This window comes from Streptomyces daqingensis (assembly GCF_014645895.1).
In the GTDB taxonomy this organism is placed as follows: Bacteria; Actinomycetota; Actinomycetes; order Streptomycetales; family Streptomycetaceae; genus Streptomyces; species Streptomyces daqingensis.
On sequence record NZ_BMMP01000024.1, the window covers coordinates 60,150 to 78,317 of the forward strand.

Consider the following 18,168-nt stretch of genomic DNA (forward strand, 5'->3'; position numbering starts at 1 on the left):
GCATGAACCAGCACAGTTGTCGGAACCGAATGTTGCGTTTTCCTCAACACGCGCGTAGCGTCCCCCGGCATGGAGCACGAACCGGGAAGCCGCGTCGCAGTCTCCGCCGGGGCCGGTGAGGACGTGGCGGAGCGCGTACGCCGCGTCATCCGCGAAACGGGCTGCAGCCAGCGGGAGTTCGCGCGCCGGATCGTCATGGACCCGTCGAAGCTGTCCCGTTCGCTGAGCGGCAGCCGCCGCTTCACCGTCGCCGAACTGGCCCGGATCGCGGACGAGGGCGGAGTCGACGCCGCCTGGCTCCTCGGCTCCGCCGCGGCGTCGGCCGGCACGGGCGCCGCCTGGCCGGAAGTGCCCGCGGCCCGCGCTCGTACCCGGTCCGGCGGCACACCCGAAGGCGGCCGTCCGCTGCAGATCGTGCGGGAGACGGTGCGGCTGATCGCGGAGCGCGGCTTCCACTCCGTTCGCGTCACGGACATCGCCGAGGCCTGTGCCACCAGCACGGCCGCCATCCACTACCACTTCCCCGGACGTGCCGAACTCCTCGAAGCGGCCGTGCGCTGGTGCATGGACGAGGACACCGCACGGCGCGCGGCACGCACCGCCGAGGCGGCCGACGCGGCAGGCGAACTCCGCCAGCTGATCGAGCTGCAGACGCCACGGACCGAGCAGCAGCGCGTGCAGTGGCGCGTGTGGCTCGACCTGTGGGCCGAGGCGGCGCGCTCGACGGCCATCGGGCGGCTGCACGTCGAGTACTACCGGCAGTGGCGTACGACCGTCGCGGACGTCATCCGGCGCGGCATCGCCCAGGGCGTGTTCCGTGACGTCGACCCGGAGTTCAGCGCGCTGCACCTGACCGCGCTGATCGACGGCCTCGCGGCGCAGGTCCTGGCCGCGGCGGGGGCCGACAGCGGGACGACTCAGGCGGCCGGTGCACAGGGCACGGACGCCGAGGAGATGCGGGCCGCGCTGCTCGCACACGTAGAGGCCCTGCTCGCCGTGGACGGCGAGTAGGCAGGACCGCCGGCCCGAGCGAACCGGTACCACCCACCGCGACCCCGACACAGACCTGGACCCAGACCTCGATCGGCCCGACCGGCCCGACGCACCGTCCGCCCGAACACCCGCACCCGCACCCGCACACCGACGCATCCGTCGATCCCTACGAGCGGAGGAACCGCCATGCCCATGAACGACTCCGTCATCATCACCTGCGCGCTCACCGGCGCCGGCGACACCGTCGGCAGGAGCCCGCACGTCCCCGTGACGCCCGAGCAGATCGCCCGCTCCGCCGTCGAGGCCGCCGAAGCCGGCGCGGCGGTCGTGCACGTCCACGTACGGGAGCCCGACACCGGGGCCCCGTCCCGCGACCCGCGCTACTACCGCGAGGTCGTCGAGCGGATCAAGGAGACGGGCACCGACGTCGTCATCAACCTCACCGCCGGGATGGGCGGTGACCTAGTCATCGACCCCGACGAGCCCCTGAAGCACCTGCCGGGGACCGATCTCGTGGGCGGCATCGAGCGGCTTCCGCACGTGGAGGAGCTGCTGCCCGACATCTGCACGCTCGACTGCGGGTCGCTCAACTTCGGCGAGGGAAGCAACCTCTACATCTCCACGCCCGACATGCTGCGCGCGGGCGCCAAGCGCATCCAGGAACTGGGCGTGCGGCCGGAGCTGGAGATCTTCGACACGGGACAGCTCTGGTTCGCCAAGCAGCTGCTGGACGAGGGCCTGCTCGACGACCCCACCGTCTTCCAGCTGTGCATGGGCATCCCGTGGGGTGCGCCCGCGGAACCGGGAGTGCTGAAGTCCATGGTCGACTTCCTGCCGCCGGGCGCGCAGTGGGCGAGTTTCGCGCTCGGACGGATGCAGATGCCGTGGGTGGCGCAGTCGATCCTGCTCGGCGGCAACGTACGGGTCGGCCTCGAGGACAACCTGTACCTCAGCAAGGGGGTCAAGGCCACGAACGGCCAGCTGGTCGAACGTGCCGTCCAGATCACCGAGTTGCTGGGTGCGAAGGTCGCGACGCCCGACCAGGCGCGCGAGCGGCTGGGCCTGCGGGCCCGCCGCTGAGGCGTCCCGCGTCCGGCCCTGGCGCCGCCCGGCCCCGTGCCCCAGGCCGCCTCTGCTCCCGACCCGTACCCGGCCCCGCGACCCGCGACCCGCGAGAGGACCGGTCCCCGCCACGACCCCGAGGACACCACCGGCATGACAGCCACACCTGAACCCGCACCCGCACCCGGCCCCGGCCCGGAATCCGGAGCCGGCTCCCCGGCCCCCGCCCCCTGCCCGCCCGAGTCCGTCCGCCGCGTCGCCTGCGTCGGCGCCGGAGTGATCGGCGGCGGCTGGGTGGCGCACTTCCTGGCCCGCGGCTACGACGTCACGGCGTGGGACCCCGCCCCCGACGCGGAGGAGAAGCTGCGCCGCCTCGTCGACGCGGCATGGCCCGCGCTGCGCCAGCTCGGCCTCCACCCGTCGGCCTCGCCCGACCGGCTGACGGTCCTGCCCACGCTCGAAGAGGCCGTCGCCGACGCGGAGTTCGTGCAGGAGAGCGCCCCCGAGAAGCTGGAGCTCAAGCGGTCCCTGCTGGCCCGCATCGACGCCGCCGCACCCGGGGGCGCCGTCATCGCCTCGTCCACGTCCGGCTATCCGATGACGGACATGCAGGGCGAGGCCGCCGACCCGGGCCGCCTCCTCGTCGGGCACCCCTTCAACCCGCCCTACCTGATCCCGCTCGTCGAGGTCGTGGGCGGCGAGCTGACCCGGCCCGGCGCCGTCGAGTGGGCGTCGCGCTTCTACGAGGCCGCCGGCAAGTCCGTCATCACGATGGACAAGGAGCTGCCCGGCTTCATCGCCAACCGCCTCCAGGAGGCCCTGTGGCGCGAGGCCCTGCACATGGTCGCCAACGGCGAGGCGACCGTGCAGGAGATCGACGACTCGATCACCGAAGGCCCCGGTCTGCGTTGGGCGTTCATGGGCCCGTGCCTGACCTTCGCCCTCGCCGGCGGGGAGGGCGGCATGGCCCACATGCTGGACCACTTCGGCCCGTCGCTGAAGTCGCCGTGGACGCGGCTGGAGGCACCCGAGCTCGACGCGTCGTTGCGCGACGCGATGGTCGAGGGCTGCGACGCGGCCGCCGCCGGGCGCTCCGCGGCGCAGCTCGTCGCGGAACGCGACCAGGGCGTGATCGACGTGCTGCGTGCCACCGGGCGGCTCCCCCGGTCCGCGGACGGGGAGCGGCCGTGAGCGGGGGCCGCGCGGGACTGCCGGACCACCGGGCGGTCGTCGTGCCGGAGTGGATCGACTACAACGGCCATATGAGCGAGGCGTTCTACGTCCTCGTCTTCGGCCACGCCACGGACGCCATGATGCCCGAGGTCGGACTCGACGAGGCCTACCGCGAACGCAGCGGCTGCTCCCTCTACACGGCCGAGGCGCATGTGCGCTATCTCCGGGAGGTGCCGGAGGGCGCCGAACTCACGGTGCGTACGCGGGTCCTCGGCGTGGACGCGAAGAAGTGCCGCCTCGCGCACGAGATGTACGCGGCCGGTCCCGCCGGCCGCGGTGGCCCGGCGGACGGTTCCGCGGCCCCGGTCGCGACGACCGAGCTGCTGATGATCCACGTCGACCAGGGGGCGGGCCGTGCCGCGCCGTTCCCCGAGCCGGTGCGCGAGCGTCTGGCGTCCCTCGTGGAGGCGGCTCCGGAGTGGGCGGGCCGCTCGATCGGGCCCGTTCCCAGAAGCTGACGCGCGGGCGGCGGGCCGGACGGCCTGCCGCCCGCGTTCACATCCCGGACCGGCGTTGACGCTGACCGTCACTCCGGGCTATCAATACGGGCATGATCCGTCACACCTCCTGTCCGCTGGGCCGCCTGGTCGTCCCGTGGCGGCGCGGGTGTGAGCGGTCCGGTCTGTAGCACGGCGCTCCGAGTGCCCAAGGACCGTCGACCGATCGCTGACCTCGAAGGATCACCCATGACCGCCGTCACCCCGGACACCCCTGTCTCCAGCCGCTCCGCCCTCCGCGAGGCCCGCGTCCCCGCGGACGGCATGTACGAGGGCCGCCGCACGCTGCGCCGGCTCCCCGAGGGCGTGGAGGAGCGCCCCTACGAACTCTTCGGTCTCGTCCCGCAGGGACGCGTCATCGGCGCCGAGATCCACGGCGTGGACCTCTCCCGGCCGCTGTCCGCCGCGCTCCGCGAGGAGCTGAACAGGGCGCTGCTGGAGTGGAAGGTGCTCTTCTTCCGCGGCCAGTCGCTCACGTCGGCGCAGCAGCGTGACTTCGCCGCCAACTGGGGCGAGCTGGAGACCAATCCGCTGCTCGCGCGGGGCTCCTCCGACGACGTCGTCCGCTTCGACAAGGGCGCCGGAGGCACGCCGACGTTCGAGAACGTGTGGCACGCGGACGTCACCTTCCGCGAACGCCCCGCCCTGGGTGCGGTGCTGCAGCTGCACGAGGTGCCCCCGTCCGGCGGCGACACCATGTGGGCCGACATGGCGGCCGCGTACGACAACCTGCCGGAGACCGTGAAGGCCCGCATCGACGGCGCGTGGGCGGTGCACGACTTCATCCCCGGCTTCGCGCGCTTCTACGGCCCGGAGAAGCTGATTCCGCTCCAGGAGGAGTTCCCGCCGGTGCAGCACCCGGTGGTGCGCAGGCACCCCGAGACGGGCCGCCGGATGCTCTTCGTCAACACCTCCTTCACCACGCACATCGTGGGGATGGAGCGCGAGGAGAGCGACCGGCTGCTGAGCTACCTCGTGCGGCAGGCCCACGTGCCGGAGTACCAGGTGCGCTTCCGCTGGCAGGCCGGCGACGTCGCCTTCTGGGACAATCGCGCCACGCAGCACTACGCCGTGGACGACTACGCCCCGCACCGCCGCGTCGCGGAACGCGTCGCCATCGCGGGCGACCGGCCCTTCTGAGACACCCGGGGCCCGGCTCCCGCCCGCGAACTTCCGCCCGCGGGGGCCGGGTTCATCCGACCGGCCCCGCCGGCGTCCCGCGGGCCGACGCGTGCCCGGGCCCCTGCAGGGTCCCCGCCGTCGACGCGGCGTTCCGCCGAACCGAAGGGGGACCCCTCATGCACAGCCTCGCCCGGACTGCCCGCCGCGGGACGTACGAGGAGTTCCTCAGCCGCTACGAGCCCGGAGCGGCCCGCGCGGCGGACTCCACCGGACGCACCCTGCTGCACGCCGCGCTCGCGAACGGAGACCTCCACGCCCGCGTCGCCATCGCGGTCCGGCTGCTCGACGACGGTGCCGACGCCGCCGCCCTGTCGGGCGCCGAGGGATTCACGACGCTGCACGTCCTGCTGGGCCGGGGGAAGCACGACTTCCCGGGCGAAGCACCTCTGCTGGAGCGGCTGCTGGACGGCGGGGCCGACGTGAACAGGGCGGTGGAGAGGTTCGGCACGCCGCTCCACACCGCTGCCCGGCAGTTCGCGTTCACCGATGCCGCTCTCGCGCCCTTCTACGACGTGCTGTTCGCCCGCCCGGACCTGGGGCGTGTCTCAAAGTCCCGTCTGGGACACGCTACTTTGAGACACGCCCTGGACCTCGCGGGTGCGGACGGCCGTCCCCCGTACCTCGACACGGCGCGGCAGATGCTTCCCCTTCGCGCGGGGCTCGTGGCGCGCATCGAGGAGTACCTCGGCGTCGACCGCTGAACTGCGGGCCGCCGCCCGGCCGGTGGGAGCTGTGCTTCCGGTGACAAGCCGGACGCAAAGTCACGCGCGACCCCTGGCGAAGGTACTGACCAGTCAGTACCTTCCTCTCAACGAGCCCAGCACTTCTGATCGTTGGGAGACCCCCCATGCAGTTGTCCACCCGCAGGAGAGGCGCCGGCACTACCGGCGCCCTCAGCAGACGAAGCCTGCGCAGCAGAGCGGTCACCGCCACGGCGGTGGCCGCTCTGTGTGTGCCGGGCGTCGTCGCGGCGGCCCCGGCGTCGGCCGCGGCGCCCGCGGAGCAGTCCGCCGCGCAGGCCGCAGCCGCGGCCCCCGGCGACGTCGTCAGCTCCGAGCCCACCGAGTTCAAGGTCTTCGGCGTACCCACCCCCACGCACGCCTGGAAGATCCAGTACACCTCGACCGACGTGCACGGCAAGGCCAACACCGTCTCCGGAACAGTCCTCGTCCCGCAGACCGAGTCCGACGGGCCGCGGCCGCTGGTGACGTACGCGCTCGGCACCGTCGGCATCGGCGACCACTGCGCCCCGTCCGCGCAGTTCGCCGAGGGAACGGCCAGCGAGGCGGCGCTGATCGAAGGCGCGCTGCTGCGCGGCTGGGCCGTCGCGGTCACCGACTACGAGGGCCTCGGCACGCCGGGCACGCACACCTACACGGTGGGCCGCGCGGCCGGTACGGCCGTCCTCGACGCCGCCCGCGCCGCGCAGCGGCTTCCGGAGGCGCAGGAGAAGGGCGTCACCGCGGACTCCCCCGTCGGCATCATGGGCTACTCGCAGGGCGGCCAGGCCAGCGGCTGGGCGGCCGAACTGAGCAGCACCTACGCGCCGGAGCTGAAGGTCAAGGGCACCGCGAGCGGTGGTGTGCCGGCCGACCTGCCGAAGGTCGCCGAGTACAACGACGGCGACGCCGAGGCCGGCCTGGTCCTGATGTCGGCCATCGGGCACGACGCCGCGTACCCCGAACTGGCGCTGGACAGCTACCTCAACGACGAGGGCAAGCGCATCACGGGCATCATGCGGGACGGCTGCCTCAAGGAGGCACGCGAGGCCGGCGCGAACAAGTCCATCGAGGACGTGACCGTCAGCGACCCCAACCAGGAGCCGGACTGGCAGCAGCGCCTGGCGGAGGACAAGCTCGGCACGAAGGCGCCCGGCCACCCGGTGTACGTCTACCACGGCGAGGGTGACGAGATCATTCCGCACGAGGTCGGGGCGCAGCTCCGCGCGGACTGGTGCGCGAAGGGCAGCACCGTCCAGTGGAAGAGCTACCCGCTCGCGCCGCACGCGGGTACGGCCATCCTCGCGTCGATCCCGGCGATGAACTGGCTCAGGGACCGCTTCAAGGGCGAGGCCACAGAGGGCAACTGCGGCAGCTGACCAGCGCCACACGAGACCGCCCGCCCCGTCCCCCGGCCCCGCTGACGTACGCTCCGGCGTCCGTCAGCGGGGCCGCAGCGTCTCCACCACCCGGAAGCTCTCCAGCACCACGGGTGTGTCGTCGTCCACCGTGAAGGCCGGTTCGCCGAGCGCCTCCCGCATCGCGTCGCTGTGCCAGAACTTCTCGTGCGCGCGGCGCCATTCGGCCGCGGAGGAGTGTCCCTCCCCCTCGTCGCGAGCGTGGCCGTCGTCGACGTCGCCGAGCGCGACGATCCGCACCCGTGTCACTTCGATGACCGCGACGGGCGTGCCGGCCGAGTCGACGACGACCGAACGGCCGCCGGCTGCGGGCAGCGGCTCGCCCTCCTGCCCGTACTCGCGCAGAAGGCTCGCGGTCGCCGTCTTCGCACCGTCGAGGACCGCGGCGACGATCCGGTCGCGCAGCGGGCCGGGGAAGGCGAACTCGGCGCGCGGGAGAGGGGGTTCGGCACGGTCGCGGGCGGGTCCCGCGGCCGCGGCGCCGGAGTGCGGGGTGGTCATGACGGGCAGCGTACGGGCCGCGCCGACCGGCGCGCCTTCCGGTTTCGGCACCGGCCGGCGCGGGTCCGGGGTGCGGTCACCGCTCGTCCCCCCTGGGACGGACGTCCTCGTAGAGCGCCGCGATCTCGGTCTCGAAGTCCCGCACGATCGCCGCCCGCTTCAGCTTCAGCGAGGGCGTGAGGTGCCCTCCCTCCTCCGTGAAGTCGTGCGGGAGCACGGCGAACCGGCGGATGGACTCGGCCCGCGAGACCATCTGGTTTGCGTCGTCGACGGCGTGCTGGAGGTTCTGCCGCAACTCCTCGTCGTCGGCGAGCTGTTCGGGCGTCAGATCGGTCTTCTTGTGCATCTGCTGCCAGTGCGCGAGCCCGTCCGGCTCCAGCGTGATCAGCGCGGTGACGTAGGGGCGGTCGTCCCCGACGACGAGGCACTGGCTGACCAGGGGGTGCGCGCGCAGCCAGTCCTCGAGCGGCGCGGGGGCGATGTTCTTGCCGCCGGACGTGATGATGAGGTCCTTCTTGCGGCCGGTGATCGTCAGGTAGCCGTCCTGGTCGAGGGCGCCGAGGTCGCCGGTGGCGAGCCATCCGCCGTCGTCCGTCACGGGCACCGCGGTCTCGCTCTGCTGGTCCCAGTAGCCGCCGAAGACGTGGGGGCCGCGCAGCAGCACCTCGCCGTCGTCGGCGATGCGTACCGCGGTTCCCGGGACCGGCCAGCCGACGGTGCCGAGCCGCGGCTTGAGCGGCGGGGTGCAGGTGGAGGCGCCGGTGGTCTCCGTCAGGCCGTACCCCTCGAAGACGGAGATCCCCGCGCCCTCGTAGAACGCGGCGAGCCGCGACCCCAGGGGCGATCCGCCGCTGATGACGTAGCGGCACTTGCCGCCGAGCGCGGCACGTATGCGCCGGTAGACGAGCAGGTCGTACAGCCCGCGTGCCGCCTTCAGCCCCGTGCCGGGGCCGCCGCCGCGCCCGTGCTCCTGCGCCTCGACGGCCTCGCCGTACCGCCGCGCGATGCGGGCGGCGCGGTCGAAGGAGGAGGCGCGGCCCATCTTCTCGGCGGTGGCGCGGCCCGTGTTGTAGACCTTCTCCAGCACGTACGGGATGCCGAGCAGGAACGTCGGCCGGAATCCGGCGAGGTCGGCGAGCAGCTCGTCGGTCTGGATGCTCGGCGCGTGCCCGAGCCGCACCCGCGCGCGCATGCAGGCGACCGCCACCATGCGCCCGAAGACGTGCGAGAGCGGCAGGAAGAGCAGCGTGGCCGCGGGCTCCTTGCTGACCGTCTTGAAGACGGGGTGGAGCAGTTCGATGTCGTTGTCGACCTCGGTGAAGAAGTTGCCGTGCGTCAGCACGCAGCCCTTCGGCTGCCCCGTCGTGCCGGAGGTGTAGATGAGGGTCGCGGCGTCCTCCGGCCCACGCAGCGCGCGGCGTTCTGCGACGGCACCGTCGTCGACGGACCTGCCCTCGTCCGCGAGCTGGGAGAGCGCTCCGGCGTCGAACTGCCAGAGGTGTTCCAGGCGGGGCATCGCCCCGCGTTCGGCGGAGAGCATCCGCGCCTGCTCGACGTTCTCCACGGCGCAGGCCCGCGCGCCCGAGTGCTGGAGGATGTAGCGGGCCTGCGAGGCGGAGGAGGTCGGATAGACGGGGACGGTCACCAGTCCGGCGGCCCATGCCGCGAAGTCGAGCAGCGTCCACTCGTACGTCGTGCGGGCCATGATGCCGACGCGGTCACCGGGTTCGAGGCCCAGGGCTATGAGGCCCTTGGCCGCGTTCAGCACCTCCCGGGCGAAGTCCTGGGCGGTCACGTCCCGCCAGGTACCGTCCGGGCGCTTGCGGCTGAGCACCGCCTCGGCGGGCGCCTCCCCGGCGTTGACGAACGGGATGTCGCCGAGGGAGCCGCTGGTGACGGGCGGCGCGAAGGGCGGCATGGTGACCTGCCGTACGGCGCCCGAGACCGTCTCCTTCTCGGGCTCTACGAGCACGGGCGCGGCGGCGTCTCCTGCGGCGGCGCTGGCGTGTGCTGTCGCGGACGCTGCCGGGCCGGCGGGGCTGGACGACATGAGCGGCTCCTCTCCATGGCGTGCCTCGGCGAGGATCGAGGAGGTGCCGATCCCCGGGTCGAAGAAGTGTGCGGAGGGCGTCAGGCCCTCTCGAGAACTGCCGTCACCCCCTGGCCGCCTGCCGCGCAGATGGAGATCAGGCCGCGCGCACCCGCTTCCGCGCCGGGCCGCTCGGCGAGGAGCTTGGCCAGGGTGGCGACGATGCGGGCGCCGGTCGCGGCGAAGGGGTGACCGGTCGCCAGGGACGAGCCGGCGACGTTGAGGCGCTCCCGGTCCACGGGTGCGAGTCCCCGCTTCTCCCAGGCCGCGAGCGTGGCGAGCACCTGGGAGGCGAACGCCTCGTGGATCTCGAAGAGTTCGAAGTCCCCCATGCCGAGGCCCGCCCGTTCCAGCATCCGGGGGACCGCGTAGGCGGGTGCCATCAGCAGCCCGTCCTCTCCGGGGCCGCCGTCCTCGTCGTAGAACTTCACGGCACCCGTCTCGTACACGGACAGGTAGGCCAGCGGCGTGTGCCCGTGCTCCTCCGCCCACTCTTCGGAGGCGAGCAGCACCGTCGCGGCGCCGTCGGTGAGCGGGGTGGAGTTGCCCGGCGTCATCGTCGCGTCGGGCTCGCCGGTGCCGAACACCGGCTTCAGCTCGGCGAGTTTCTGCGGGGTGGTGCCGGGCCGCAGGTTCTGGTCGCGGGCGAGGCCGCGGAACGGCGTGACGAGGTCGTGCAGGAAGCCGCTGTCGTAGGCGGTGGCGAGGTTGCGGTGGCTGGCGGCGGCGAGCTCGTCCTGCGCCTGCCGGGTGATGCCCCAGTCGCGTGCCGTCCTGGCGGCGTGCTCGCCCATGGACAGGCCGGTGCGCGGCTCGGCGTTGCGCGGGATCTCGGGGACGAGGTGGCGGGGCCGGACCCGCGCCAGCTCCTTCGCCCGCTGCTGGAACGTCTTCGCCCTGCGGGCGGCGAGCAGGATGCGGCGCAGTTGGTCGTTGACGCCCAGCGGCGCGTCGCTCGCGGTGTCGGAGCCGCCGGCGATGCCCGCGTCGATCTGACCGAGTGCGATCTTGTTGGCGACGGCGATCACGGCCTGCATGCCGGTGCCGCACGCCTGCTGCATGTCGTACGCGGGTGTGCGCGGGTCGAGCCGGGAGCCGAGCACGGTCTCGCGGGCGAGGTTGTAGTCGCGGCTGTGCTTGAGGACGGCTCCCGCCACGAACTCGCCCACGCCGCGGCCGCCTTGACCGTCCAGGGCGTACCGGTCGACGAGGCCGTCGAGGGCCGCGGTGAGCAGCTCCTGGTTGGAGCAGGTGGCGTACGGGCCGTCCGAGCGGGCGAACGGGATGCGGCTTCCGCCGATCACCGCTACCCGGCGCGGAGTGCCGGAAGACATGAGGCCGTTGGAACCCATCCTCGACCAAACTCCTGACCTGAAAGTAACCTTACTCGGAAGTAAATTTACGCGAACTGGAGGGAATGGGGAATGGCTGACCGCTATCTGCATTGGACCAACACACGGCCCGGCCGTCTCCTCACCCGCACGCTCGGCCTCCCCCGGCCCGTGCCGCTGCATCGCTGGTCGCCGCAGCGGCCTCGGCTGGAGGGCGGCCCCGTCCTGCACCTGACGCCCGTACCGCCGCGCGGGGGCGCGCAGCAGACGAAGGAGCTGGCCGGGACAGTGGAGGCTACCGGGCTGCCGGTCGTCACGGAGGCCGAGCCCGGCGCCCGTCACGCCGCGGCGGTCGTCGACGCCACCGGGATACAGACCGTCGCCGGACTGCGCGGCTTGCACGAGTGCCTGCACCCGGTGATGCGGTCGTTCGCCGAGTGCGGCCGCATCGTCGTCCTCGGCGCCTCACCCGACCCGGACGACCACCGGCAGGCCGCGGCGCAGCAGGCGCTGGAGGGCTTCGTCCGCTCCCTCGGCAAGGAGACCGGCGGCGGCCGCACCGCCCAGCTGGTGCGGCTCGCACCCGAGGCGGCCCCGGCCCACGCGGCGTCCACGCTCCGCTTCCTGCTCTCGCCGAAGTCGGCCTACGTCAGCGGCCAGGTCGTCGAGATCGGCGGTGCCCCCGCCGTTCCGGCGGAGGACCTTCCGCCCACCGGGTCCGACGCCACCGGCGACCCGGCGCGGCCCCTGCACGGCCGTACGGCCCTGGTCACCGGCTGCGCCCGCGGCATCGGCGAGTCGGTGGCCGCGACCCTGGCACGGGACGGTGCGCACGTCCTGTGCCTCGACGTCCCGCAGGCGGAGGACGATCTGCACCGCGTCGCCGAAGCCACCGGCGGCACGGCGCTCCCCCTCGACATCACCGCCGCCGACGCCGGCGCCCGCATCGCCGCCGCGCTGCCCTCCGGCGGCCTCGACGTCCTGGTGCACAACGCGGGCATCACCCGCGACCGCCGTCTCGCCAACATGAGCGCCGAACGCTGGGCCAGCGTCCTGGAGGTCAACCTCGACTCCGTCCTGCGCACGACGGACCACCTGCTGGCCGAGCGTGCGCTGCGCCCGGGCACCGGGCGGGTCGTGGCGACCGCCTCCATCGCGGGCATCGCGGGCAACGTCGGCCAGACCAACTACGCCGCGAGCAAGGCGGGCGTCATCGGATTCGTCCGCTCCCTCGCACCGCGCGCGGCGGCCGAGCACGGCATCACCGTCAACGCCGTGGCTCCCGGCTTCATCGAGACGAAGATGACGGCGGCCGTCCCCTTCTTCATCCGGGAGGCCGGCCGTCGCATGAGCAGCCACTCGCAGGGCGGCCTGCCCGTCGACGTGGCCGAGACCACGGCATGGCTGGCGGACCCCGCCTCCTACGCCGTGAACGGCCAGGTCGTACGGGTCTGCGGCCAGTCCCTGCTGGGAGCGTGAGGGCCATGACCGTCCAGCCACGCGTGACCCGCCTGTCCGCACCGCCCCGGCTGTCGTCCGTCCTCGCCAGGGGCGCCTGCACCTCGGCGGCGAAGCGCGGCCCGTACGAGGGCGCGCGGCTGCCCCAGGAGCGCCTCGTCCTGCCGGGCGCCGGGACCGACAGACGGCACCTGCGCGCGTACGCCCGCGTCTGCGGGTTCCCCGAGCCCGGCGAGGGGACGCCGCTGCCGCCGAGCTGGCCGCACGTCCTGGGCTTCCCGCTGGCCATGCGGCTGATGGCCGGACGCGACTTCCCGTTCCCGCTGCTCGGCCTCGTGCACACCGGCATCGAACTCACGCAGCAGCGCGCCCTGGACGCGGAGGACCGGCCGGAGATCTCCGTACACGCCGAGCACCTCGAACCGCACAGGCGGGGAACGCAGTTCGACGTCGTCACCGAGGCCCGGCTCGGCGAACGGCTCGTCTGGCACTCGCGCAGCACCTACCTGTGCAGGCACGGCGGGAGCAGCCGGCAGGACCGCGGCGCCGACGGCAGCCGCGGAAGCGGCACGGACGGCGGCGGCTCGGACGGCAGTGGCTCGGACGGCGGCGGCTCGGACGGCAGTGGCTCGGACGGCAGTGGGCGGCGGCCGGAGCCCCCGGCCCCGCTCCCCGTGCACGACCACTGGAGGCTGCCCTCCGCCCTCGGCCGCCGCTACGCGTCCGCGTCGGGCGACCGCAACCCCATCCACCTGCATCCGCTGACGGCGAAGCTCTTCGGCTTCCCCCGGCACATCGCGCACGGCATGTGGACCTTCGCCCGCGCCCTCGCGGCCGCCGGCGCCGCCGAGGGCGGCGAACAGCTCTCCGCCCGCGCCGAGTTCAAGGCACCGGTGCTGCTTCCCTCGACGGTCGCCTTCGGCCTCGACGAACCCACCGCGTCCACCGGGTCGTACCGGGCGCCGGTGCGCGTCCACCGGTTCGAGCTGCGCCGGGGCGGCGGAGAGGGCGAGGGCCCCGGGCGGCTGCACCTCACCGGTGAGGTGACCAGCGAGCACCTTCCGTCATCCGGCCCAGGCCGGTCCAGCAGAAGTTCATGAGCGTCGCCGCGGTCTCCTTCGCCGAAGGCGCGTCGCCCTCACGGGCGTTGGCCCATTCGGCGAGGGACTCCGCCGCGCCGACCATGGCGTGCGCCAGCCCGGAGACCTCCCGCTCTGCGAACTCGCTGTCGCAGCCGGCGTCCTCGGCCGCCCGGCTCAGCAGCAGCCGCACCAGCTCCGTGATCTCCGCCCGCATACCGGCCACTTCATCCGCGAACGGCTCCCCCTGCGTGGCCGCCCGGTGCAGCATCGCCCAGCCGTCGGGCCGCGCCGCCGTGTGCGCGAAGAAGGCGCACAGCCCCTTCCACAGCTGCTGCTCGGCGGAGACCTGACGCTCCTGCGTGCCCCCTCGCACGGCCTCGACCAGCGCGGCACGCTCGCGTCGCAGACACGCCGTGAAGAGGTCCTCCTTCGACTTGAGGTACAGGTAGACCAGCGGCTTGGAGACGCCCGCCTGCTCGGCGATCTCGTCCATCGACGCCGCCTGGTACCCGTGCCGCGCGAAGCCCACGACAGCGGCGTCCAGCATCTGCCGCTCGCGCACCTCGCGCGGCATCCGACGGCGCACGCCGTCCTTGCTCTTGGTCCCCACCTGTGTGCCCCTTCACCGCATCTCCCCACGGGCTCCTCGGACGTAAGCGTACGCGGACGCTGTGTCATCGCACCGGGAAGCGGCCGGTTGCCCGGAAAGGCCCCGCCGGCGGCCCGCGGCGCCGCCCGCCGCGCCGCTGAGCACTTCGTGTGGGTCTCCACCTGCGGCGGCGCGTACGGGCCGGGCCGTTCCGCCCCCGCTCTACGATCCGGACGTGGACAACACGCCTGCCGCCGCCCCGGACAGCGGTGGCCTGGCGCGTCTCGAGAACCTCTCCGACGGCGTCTTCTCCATCGCGATGACCCTCCTCGTCCTGGACATCTCCATCAGGCGGGGCCTGGGCACGGCCGGCTTCGAGGACGCGCTGCACCGGACACTCCCGCACATCGCCGCGTACGCGCTGAGCTTCGCCGTGATCTCCGAGTTCTGGCGGGACCACCGCCGCATCCTCGCCCGCTTCTCCGTCCTCGACGGCAAGATCACCGGCCTCACCCTGCTCGGCCTGGGCCTGACCGCCGTGCTTCCCTTCCCCACCGCGCTGCTCGCCGAGTACAGCGCACAGCCCCTCGCCGTCGCGACGTACGGCCTGAGCGTCTCCGCGCAGAACACCGTGCATCTGGCGCTGCTGCTCACCTCCCACAAGCGCCTCGGGCCGCCGTCCGGCCGTACCGACGCCAGGGCGCGCCGGCTCGACGCGGCCGACCTGGCCTCCACCGTGCTCGTGTTCGGCATGACCGTCCCCCTGGCCTTCGCCTCCCCGGCCCTCGCCAAGTGGGTCTGGCTGACGCTCTTCCCCGCGAAGTTCCTGATCGGGAGGGGCCGGCGGCGTCTGGTCCAGGCGTCCGCCGACGGTGCCGGTTCCGCTCCCGGGCCGGGCCCCGGCACACACCCATGACCCATTCGTCATACCCATACGCCATCGGATTGACATACCGGGTGACGCGCCCTCAGGCACCCACCGCTGCGATGCCCCCTGCTTACGGTTTCAAAAGGGACGGACAGGGCTGAACCATCCGATTAAGGAGCGCCGATGGCTGAGCAGAGTGCAGAGCGCGGTACGCGCCGACGCGGTTACGGGGAGGGTCTCAAGGGTGAACTGCTCGCCGAGTTCCTGGGAACCCTCGTCCTCATCCTCATCGGCTGTGGCTCCGTGGCCGTCGCTGTCGTCGGACTGTCGGGCTCGGGCCGCCAGGCCGGGGAGTTCGGCCCCGCGAACTGGCTGATCATCTCCTGGGGCTGGGGCCTGGCCGTCGTCTTCGGCGTGTACGTCGCCGGCGGCATCAGCGGCGCGCACATCAACCCGGCCGTCACCCTCGCCTTCGCCGTACGGGGCCACTTCTCGTGGCGGAAGATCCTGCCGTACTGGGCCGCCCAGGTGCTCGGCGCCTTCGTCGCCGCCGCCCTCGTCTACGCCGCCTACCACTGGGCGATCGACGCGTTCAACGCGAAGGAGGGGATCGGACGGGAGGAGTCGCTGCCCACCTATTCCATCTTCGCGACGTTCCCGGCCGAGTACTTCAACGGTTCGCTGTGGGGCCCCCTGCTCGACCAGATCATCGGCACCGCCCTCCTGCTCCTGCTGATCTGCGCCATCATCGACCAGCGCAACACCGGCCCGATGGCCAACCTCGCCCCGTTCATCACCGGCCTCGTGGTCGTCATGATCGGCCTCACCTTCGGCACGAACGCCGGATACGCCATCAACCCCGCCCGCGACTTCGGTCCCCGGCTGTTCACGTTCTTCGAGGGCTGGGGTGCGATCGCGTTCCCCGGCCGGTTCGACTGGTTCAGCGCCTACTGGTGGATCCCGATCGTCGGACCCCTCATCGGCGGCGTCATCGGCGCGAAGGTGTACGACATCTTCATCGCCAAGGTCATCACCGACCGGGGGCCGGAGGAGCAGCCCGAAGGCCGCGTCCCCGAGCCCGGGGTCTGACCGCCGGACCGGTGCTCCGCCGAGGCGGCGGACCCTCCGGCCCACGGACGGCGGACCGCACGCACACCCCACGGCGACCCGGGATCCGCGAGCCGCCGCCCCGGCCCCCGCCCCGAAGACCTCCGCGCGGACCGCTCCCCGCCGCGCGGAGGTCTTCCGCATGTCCGGGGGCTTCCGGGAAAGAGGAACGAGCGCCGACGGCCGCGCTGGAGACCGTCGTCCTCCTGCTCTTCGCCGCCCTCACTCTGAGCTGGACCGCGCGCCGCCTCGACCTCAGCGAGCCCGTCGTCCTCTTCTCGGGCGGAGTCGTGATCGGGGTCCTCGCCGACTTCCCGCCGCTCCGCCTGCCGCCGACGCCTTACCGCTGATCTTCCAGCCGCCCATCCTGGACAGCGAGACGCTGGCCATCTCCCTCCAGCAGATCCGCGCCCACCTCCGGGTGATCGTGCTGACCTCGGCGGGCCTCGTCCTGGTCACCGCGGTGACCGTCACCGGCACGGCGCGCGGCCTCGGACCGGCGTGGACGACGGCCTTCGTCCTCGGCTCGGTCCTTGCCCCCACGGACGCCGCCGCCGTCGCCGGGGTCGCGCAGGGGCTGGCCCGGCGGATGCTGACGCCCACGGGGCCGAGAGCCTGGTCAGCGACGGCACCGCGCTCGTCCTGTTCGCGGTGACGGTGGAGATCCCGTCGGCAGGACCGCCTTCTCCTGGGGCCCGCTGATCGAGGACTTCGCGGCGAGCTACGCGGGCGGCATCGCGACCCGCTACGACAAGACCGCCGAGTCCTACCAGGCAGCCGTCACCCTCGCATCGCTCCTGATGTGGACGTGACCAGACGACGACCCTGCCTAGTCGGACGGCGGCCCGGGCGGCGGCGAGCCGGCCGGGAGCGCGGGCGAGGGGCCGGACGGAGAGGGGGGCGGCGGCAGCCCCCGGCGCGCCTGAGCCGGACCGGCGGCCCGGTGCTTCGCCGCAGCGGTCTCACACACCCCTTCGGGGCAAGCCGTACGCGGGCGGCGTGTGGCTCCTCGCGGCGGTGCCGGAAGAGGAGAGCATGAGCGCCCCCGTCCGCGAATCCCCCGAGGCCCAGCGATGCCCGACCCAGGCCCCGTCCCGCGCCCAGCGAGCGAACCGCCCCGTGGGCACCGGCCGTACCGGCCTCCCGAACAGGTCTTCTTCAGCGGTACGTACGGGCTGGTACTGGCGAGCACCCTCTCCGCGGCGCTGAACAGCGAGGGCGAACGGCCCGATCCCGGCGACGACTTGGTGTGGCTGCTGCTCGCGGTACTGGTCGCAGCCACCGCCCACGGCTACGCACACGTGATCGCGGGACGCTCCGCCGGGCACGCGAGCGGCGCGGCGGGGGCGTTCCGCACGGTCGTGGCTGAGTGGCCGCTGGTGGCCGCCGCCCTTCCCACGGTGGCATTGCTGTTCTGCGCGTACGCGGGCCTGTGGCCGGAGGCCACGGCGGTGGACGCGGCCCTCGCGCTCAACACGGTCGCGCTCTTCGGCGCCGGAGCATGGCCGGCCCGCGCCTCTGGACGCGGCCCGGCCGCGGCGCTCCTGGCCGGGACGCTCGCCATGGTCCTCGGGCTCGTCGTCATCGCCGCCGACGCGGCCCTCGGATGACCGATGTCCGGGCCACTTCCGGCCACGGCCGGGCAACGGCGGGGTATTCCGGGCGGGTTCGCCGCCCGGCTGCGGAACTTTGAGGCGGGGAAGAGCAGTTCAACCGCCGTCAGGCCGTCGTCGACGCCGCACCCGGACGCGGGCTGGTCGAGCTGGCGTCGCCTCACCACGTTCCGGTGACGAGGCCGGGCCCTGCGAAGCTCACGTCGGTCGTCCCCGAGCTGCTGGCGGACGGCGCCCGTCAGACCTGACGGCACGGGCCGGGGTCTGGAGGGGCCCGTCGCGAACTGCCGCCTCCGCAGGCCCTGCCGGTATCCGCCAGGGCGGATCAGCGTCAGGGCACGGCCCGGATCTAGTGACCTGAGTCGGGGATTGGTCGTTGGTTGGGTGTGAGTCGTCCTGGACCGAAGCTTGCGCCGTTGTTCGTAA

Annotated in this window: 17 protein-coding genes; 13 read left to right on the forward strand and 4 right to left on the reverse strand. The window is 73.2% G+C overall.

Going from position 1 to position 18,168, the window contains the following annotated elements:
- The first annotated feature begins 69 nt into the window (after nucleotides 1-69).
- From IEY56_RS26215 to IEY56_RS26245, 7 genes are all read left to right on the forward strand, one after another.
- Nucleotides 70-1,011 (forward strand): TetR/AcrR family transcriptional regulator, encoded by a 942-nt coding sequence (locus IEY56_RS26215; RefSeq protein ID WP_189039749.1) that lies wholly within the window; start codon nucleotides 70-72, stop codon nucleotides 1,009-1,011.
- A 168-nt stretch (nucleotides 1,012-1,179) separates the two neighbouring features.
- The gene (locus IEY56_RS26220) at nucleotides 1,180-2,073 is read left to right on the forward strand and encodes a beta-keto acid cleavage family enzyme (RefSeq protein ID WP_189039750.1); all 894 of its coding nucleotides are present in this window, start codon (nucleotides 1,180-1,182) and stop codon (nucleotides 2,071-2,073) included.
- Nucleotides 2,074-2,208: 135 nt separating this feature from the next.
- Nucleotides 2,209-3,246: a 3-hydroxyacyl-CoA dehydrogenase NAD-binding domain-containing protein gene (locus tag IEY56_RS26225; protein ID WP_189039751.1), complete on the forward strand. Its 1,038-nt coding sequence runs from the start codon at nucleotides 2,209-2,211 to the stop codon at nucleotides 3,244-3,246.
- On the forward strand, nucleotides 3,243-3,746 hold the full coding sequence (locus tag IEY56_RS26230) for a thioesterase family protein (protein ID WP_229712218.1): 504 nt from the start codon (nucleotides 3,243-3,245) through the stop codon (nucleotides 3,744-3,746). Before IEY56_RS26225 ends, IEY56_RS26230 begins: the two co-directional genes overlap by 4 nt.
- Nucleotides 3,747-3,974: 228 nt before the next feature.
- A complete protein-coding gene (locus IEY56_RS26235) occupies nucleotides 3,975-4,925 on the forward strand; it encodes a TauD/TfdA dioxygenase family protein (protein ID WP_189039752.1) in 951 nt (316 codons plus the stop codon).
- Between the two features lie 158 nt (nucleotides 4,926-5,083).
- Nucleotides 5,084-5,668 carry an ankyrin repeat domain-containing protein gene (locus tag IEY56_RS26240; protein ID WP_189039753.1) on the forward strand — a complete coding sequence of 195 codons (585 nt, stop codon included), beginning with the start codon at nucleotides 5,084-5,086 and terminating at the stop codon, nucleotides 5,666-5,668.
- Nucleotides 5,669-5,814: 146 nt separating this feature from the next.
- Nucleotides 5,815-7,065, forward strand: coding sequence for a lipase family protein (locus tag IEY56_RS26245; RefSeq protein ID WP_189039754.1), 1,251 nt, complete (start codon nucleotides 5,815-5,817; stop codon nucleotides 7,063-7,065).
- 63 nt (nucleotides 7,066-7,128) lie between these two features.
- On the opposite strand, the gene IEY56_RS26250 is transcribed toward IEY56_RS26245, so the two are convergent.
- From IEY56_RS26250 to IEY56_RS26260, 3 genes are all read right to left on the reverse strand, one after another.
- Nucleotides 7,129-7,605 (reverse strand): ASCH domain-containing protein, encoded by a 477-nt coding sequence (locus IEY56_RS26250; RefSeq protein WP_189039755.1) that lies wholly within the window; start codon nucleotides 7,603-7,605, stop codon nucleotides 7,129-7,131.
- 76 nt (nucleotides 7,606-7,681) lie between these two features.
- Complete coding sequence (locus IEY56_RS26255) at nucleotides 7,682-9,655, reverse strand: AMP-dependent synthetase/ligase (RefSeq protein WP_189039756.1); 1,974 nt, start codon at nucleotides 9,653-9,655, stop codon at nucleotides 7,682-7,684.
- A gap of 80 nt (nucleotides 9,656-9,735) precedes the next feature.
- A complete protein-coding gene (locus IEY56_RS26260; RefSeq protein WP_189039757.1) occupies nucleotides 9,736-11,046 on the reverse strand; it encodes an acetyl-CoA C-acetyltransferase in 1,311 nt (436 codons plus the stop codon).
- A gap of 72 nt (nucleotides 11,047-11,118) precedes the next feature.
- Between IEY56_RS26260 and IEY56_RS26265 the strand changes: the two genes are divergently transcribed.
- Together IEY56_RS26265 and IEY56_RS29000 are read left to right on the forward strand one after the other, a co-directional pair.
- Complete coding sequence (locus tag IEY56_RS26265) at nucleotides 11,119-12,504, forward strand: 3-oxoacyl-ACP reductase (protein WP_189039758.1); 1,386 nt, start codon at nucleotides 11,119-11,121, stop codon at nucleotides 12,502-12,504.
- A 5-nt stretch (nucleotides 12,505-12,509) separates the two neighbouring features.
- Complete coding sequence (locus IEY56_RS29000) at nucleotides 12,510-13,583, forward strand: MaoC family dehydratase (protein ID WP_189039759.1); 1,074 nt, start codon at nucleotides 12,510-12,512, stop codon at nucleotides 13,581-13,583.
- Here IEY56_RS29000 and IEY56_RS26275 read toward each other — a convergent pair.
- Nucleotides 13,516-14,139, reverse strand: coding sequence for a TetR/AcrR family transcriptional regulator (locus IEY56_RS26275; protein ID WP_189039771.1), 624 nt, complete (start codon nucleotides 14,137-14,139; stop codon nucleotides 13,516-13,518). The two genes, IEY56_RS29000 and IEY56_RS26275, sit on opposite strands and share 68 nt — an antisense overlap.
- A gap of 250 nt (nucleotides 14,140-14,389) precedes the next feature.
- Between IEY56_RS26275 and IEY56_RS26280 the strand changes: the two genes are divergently transcribed.
- The 4 genes from IEY56_RS26280 (at nucleotide 14,390) to IEY56_RS26295 (ending at nucleotide 17,739) form a co-directional block, all read left to right on the forward strand.
- Complete coding sequence (locus IEY56_RS26280; RefSeq protein ID WP_229712219.1) at nucleotides 14,390-15,070, forward strand: TMEM175 family protein; 681 nt, start codon at nucleotides 14,390-14,392, stop codon at nucleotides 15,068-15,070.
- Between the two features lie 135 nt (nucleotides 15,071-15,205).
- Complete coding sequence (locus IEY56_RS26285; RefSeq protein WP_189039760.1) at nucleotides 15,206-16,111, forward strand: MIP/aquaporin family protein; 906 nt, start codon at nucleotides 15,206-15,208, stop codon at nucleotides 16,109-16,111.
- A gap of 445 nt (nucleotides 16,112-16,556) precedes the next feature.
- Nucleotides 16,557-16,784, forward strand: coding sequence for a hypothetical protein (locus IEY56_RS29145; RefSeq protein ID WP_373292191.1), 228 nt, complete (start codon nucleotides 16,557-16,559; stop codon nucleotides 16,782-16,784).
- A gap of 418 nt (nucleotides 16,785-17,202) precedes the next feature.
- Nucleotides 17,203-17,739, forward strand: coding sequence for a hypothetical protein (locus IEY56_RS26295; RefSeq protein ID WP_189039762.1), 537 nt, complete (start codon nucleotides 17,203-17,205; stop codon nucleotides 17,737-17,739).
- The last annotated feature ends 429 nt before the right edge of the window (nucleotides 17,740-18,168 follow it).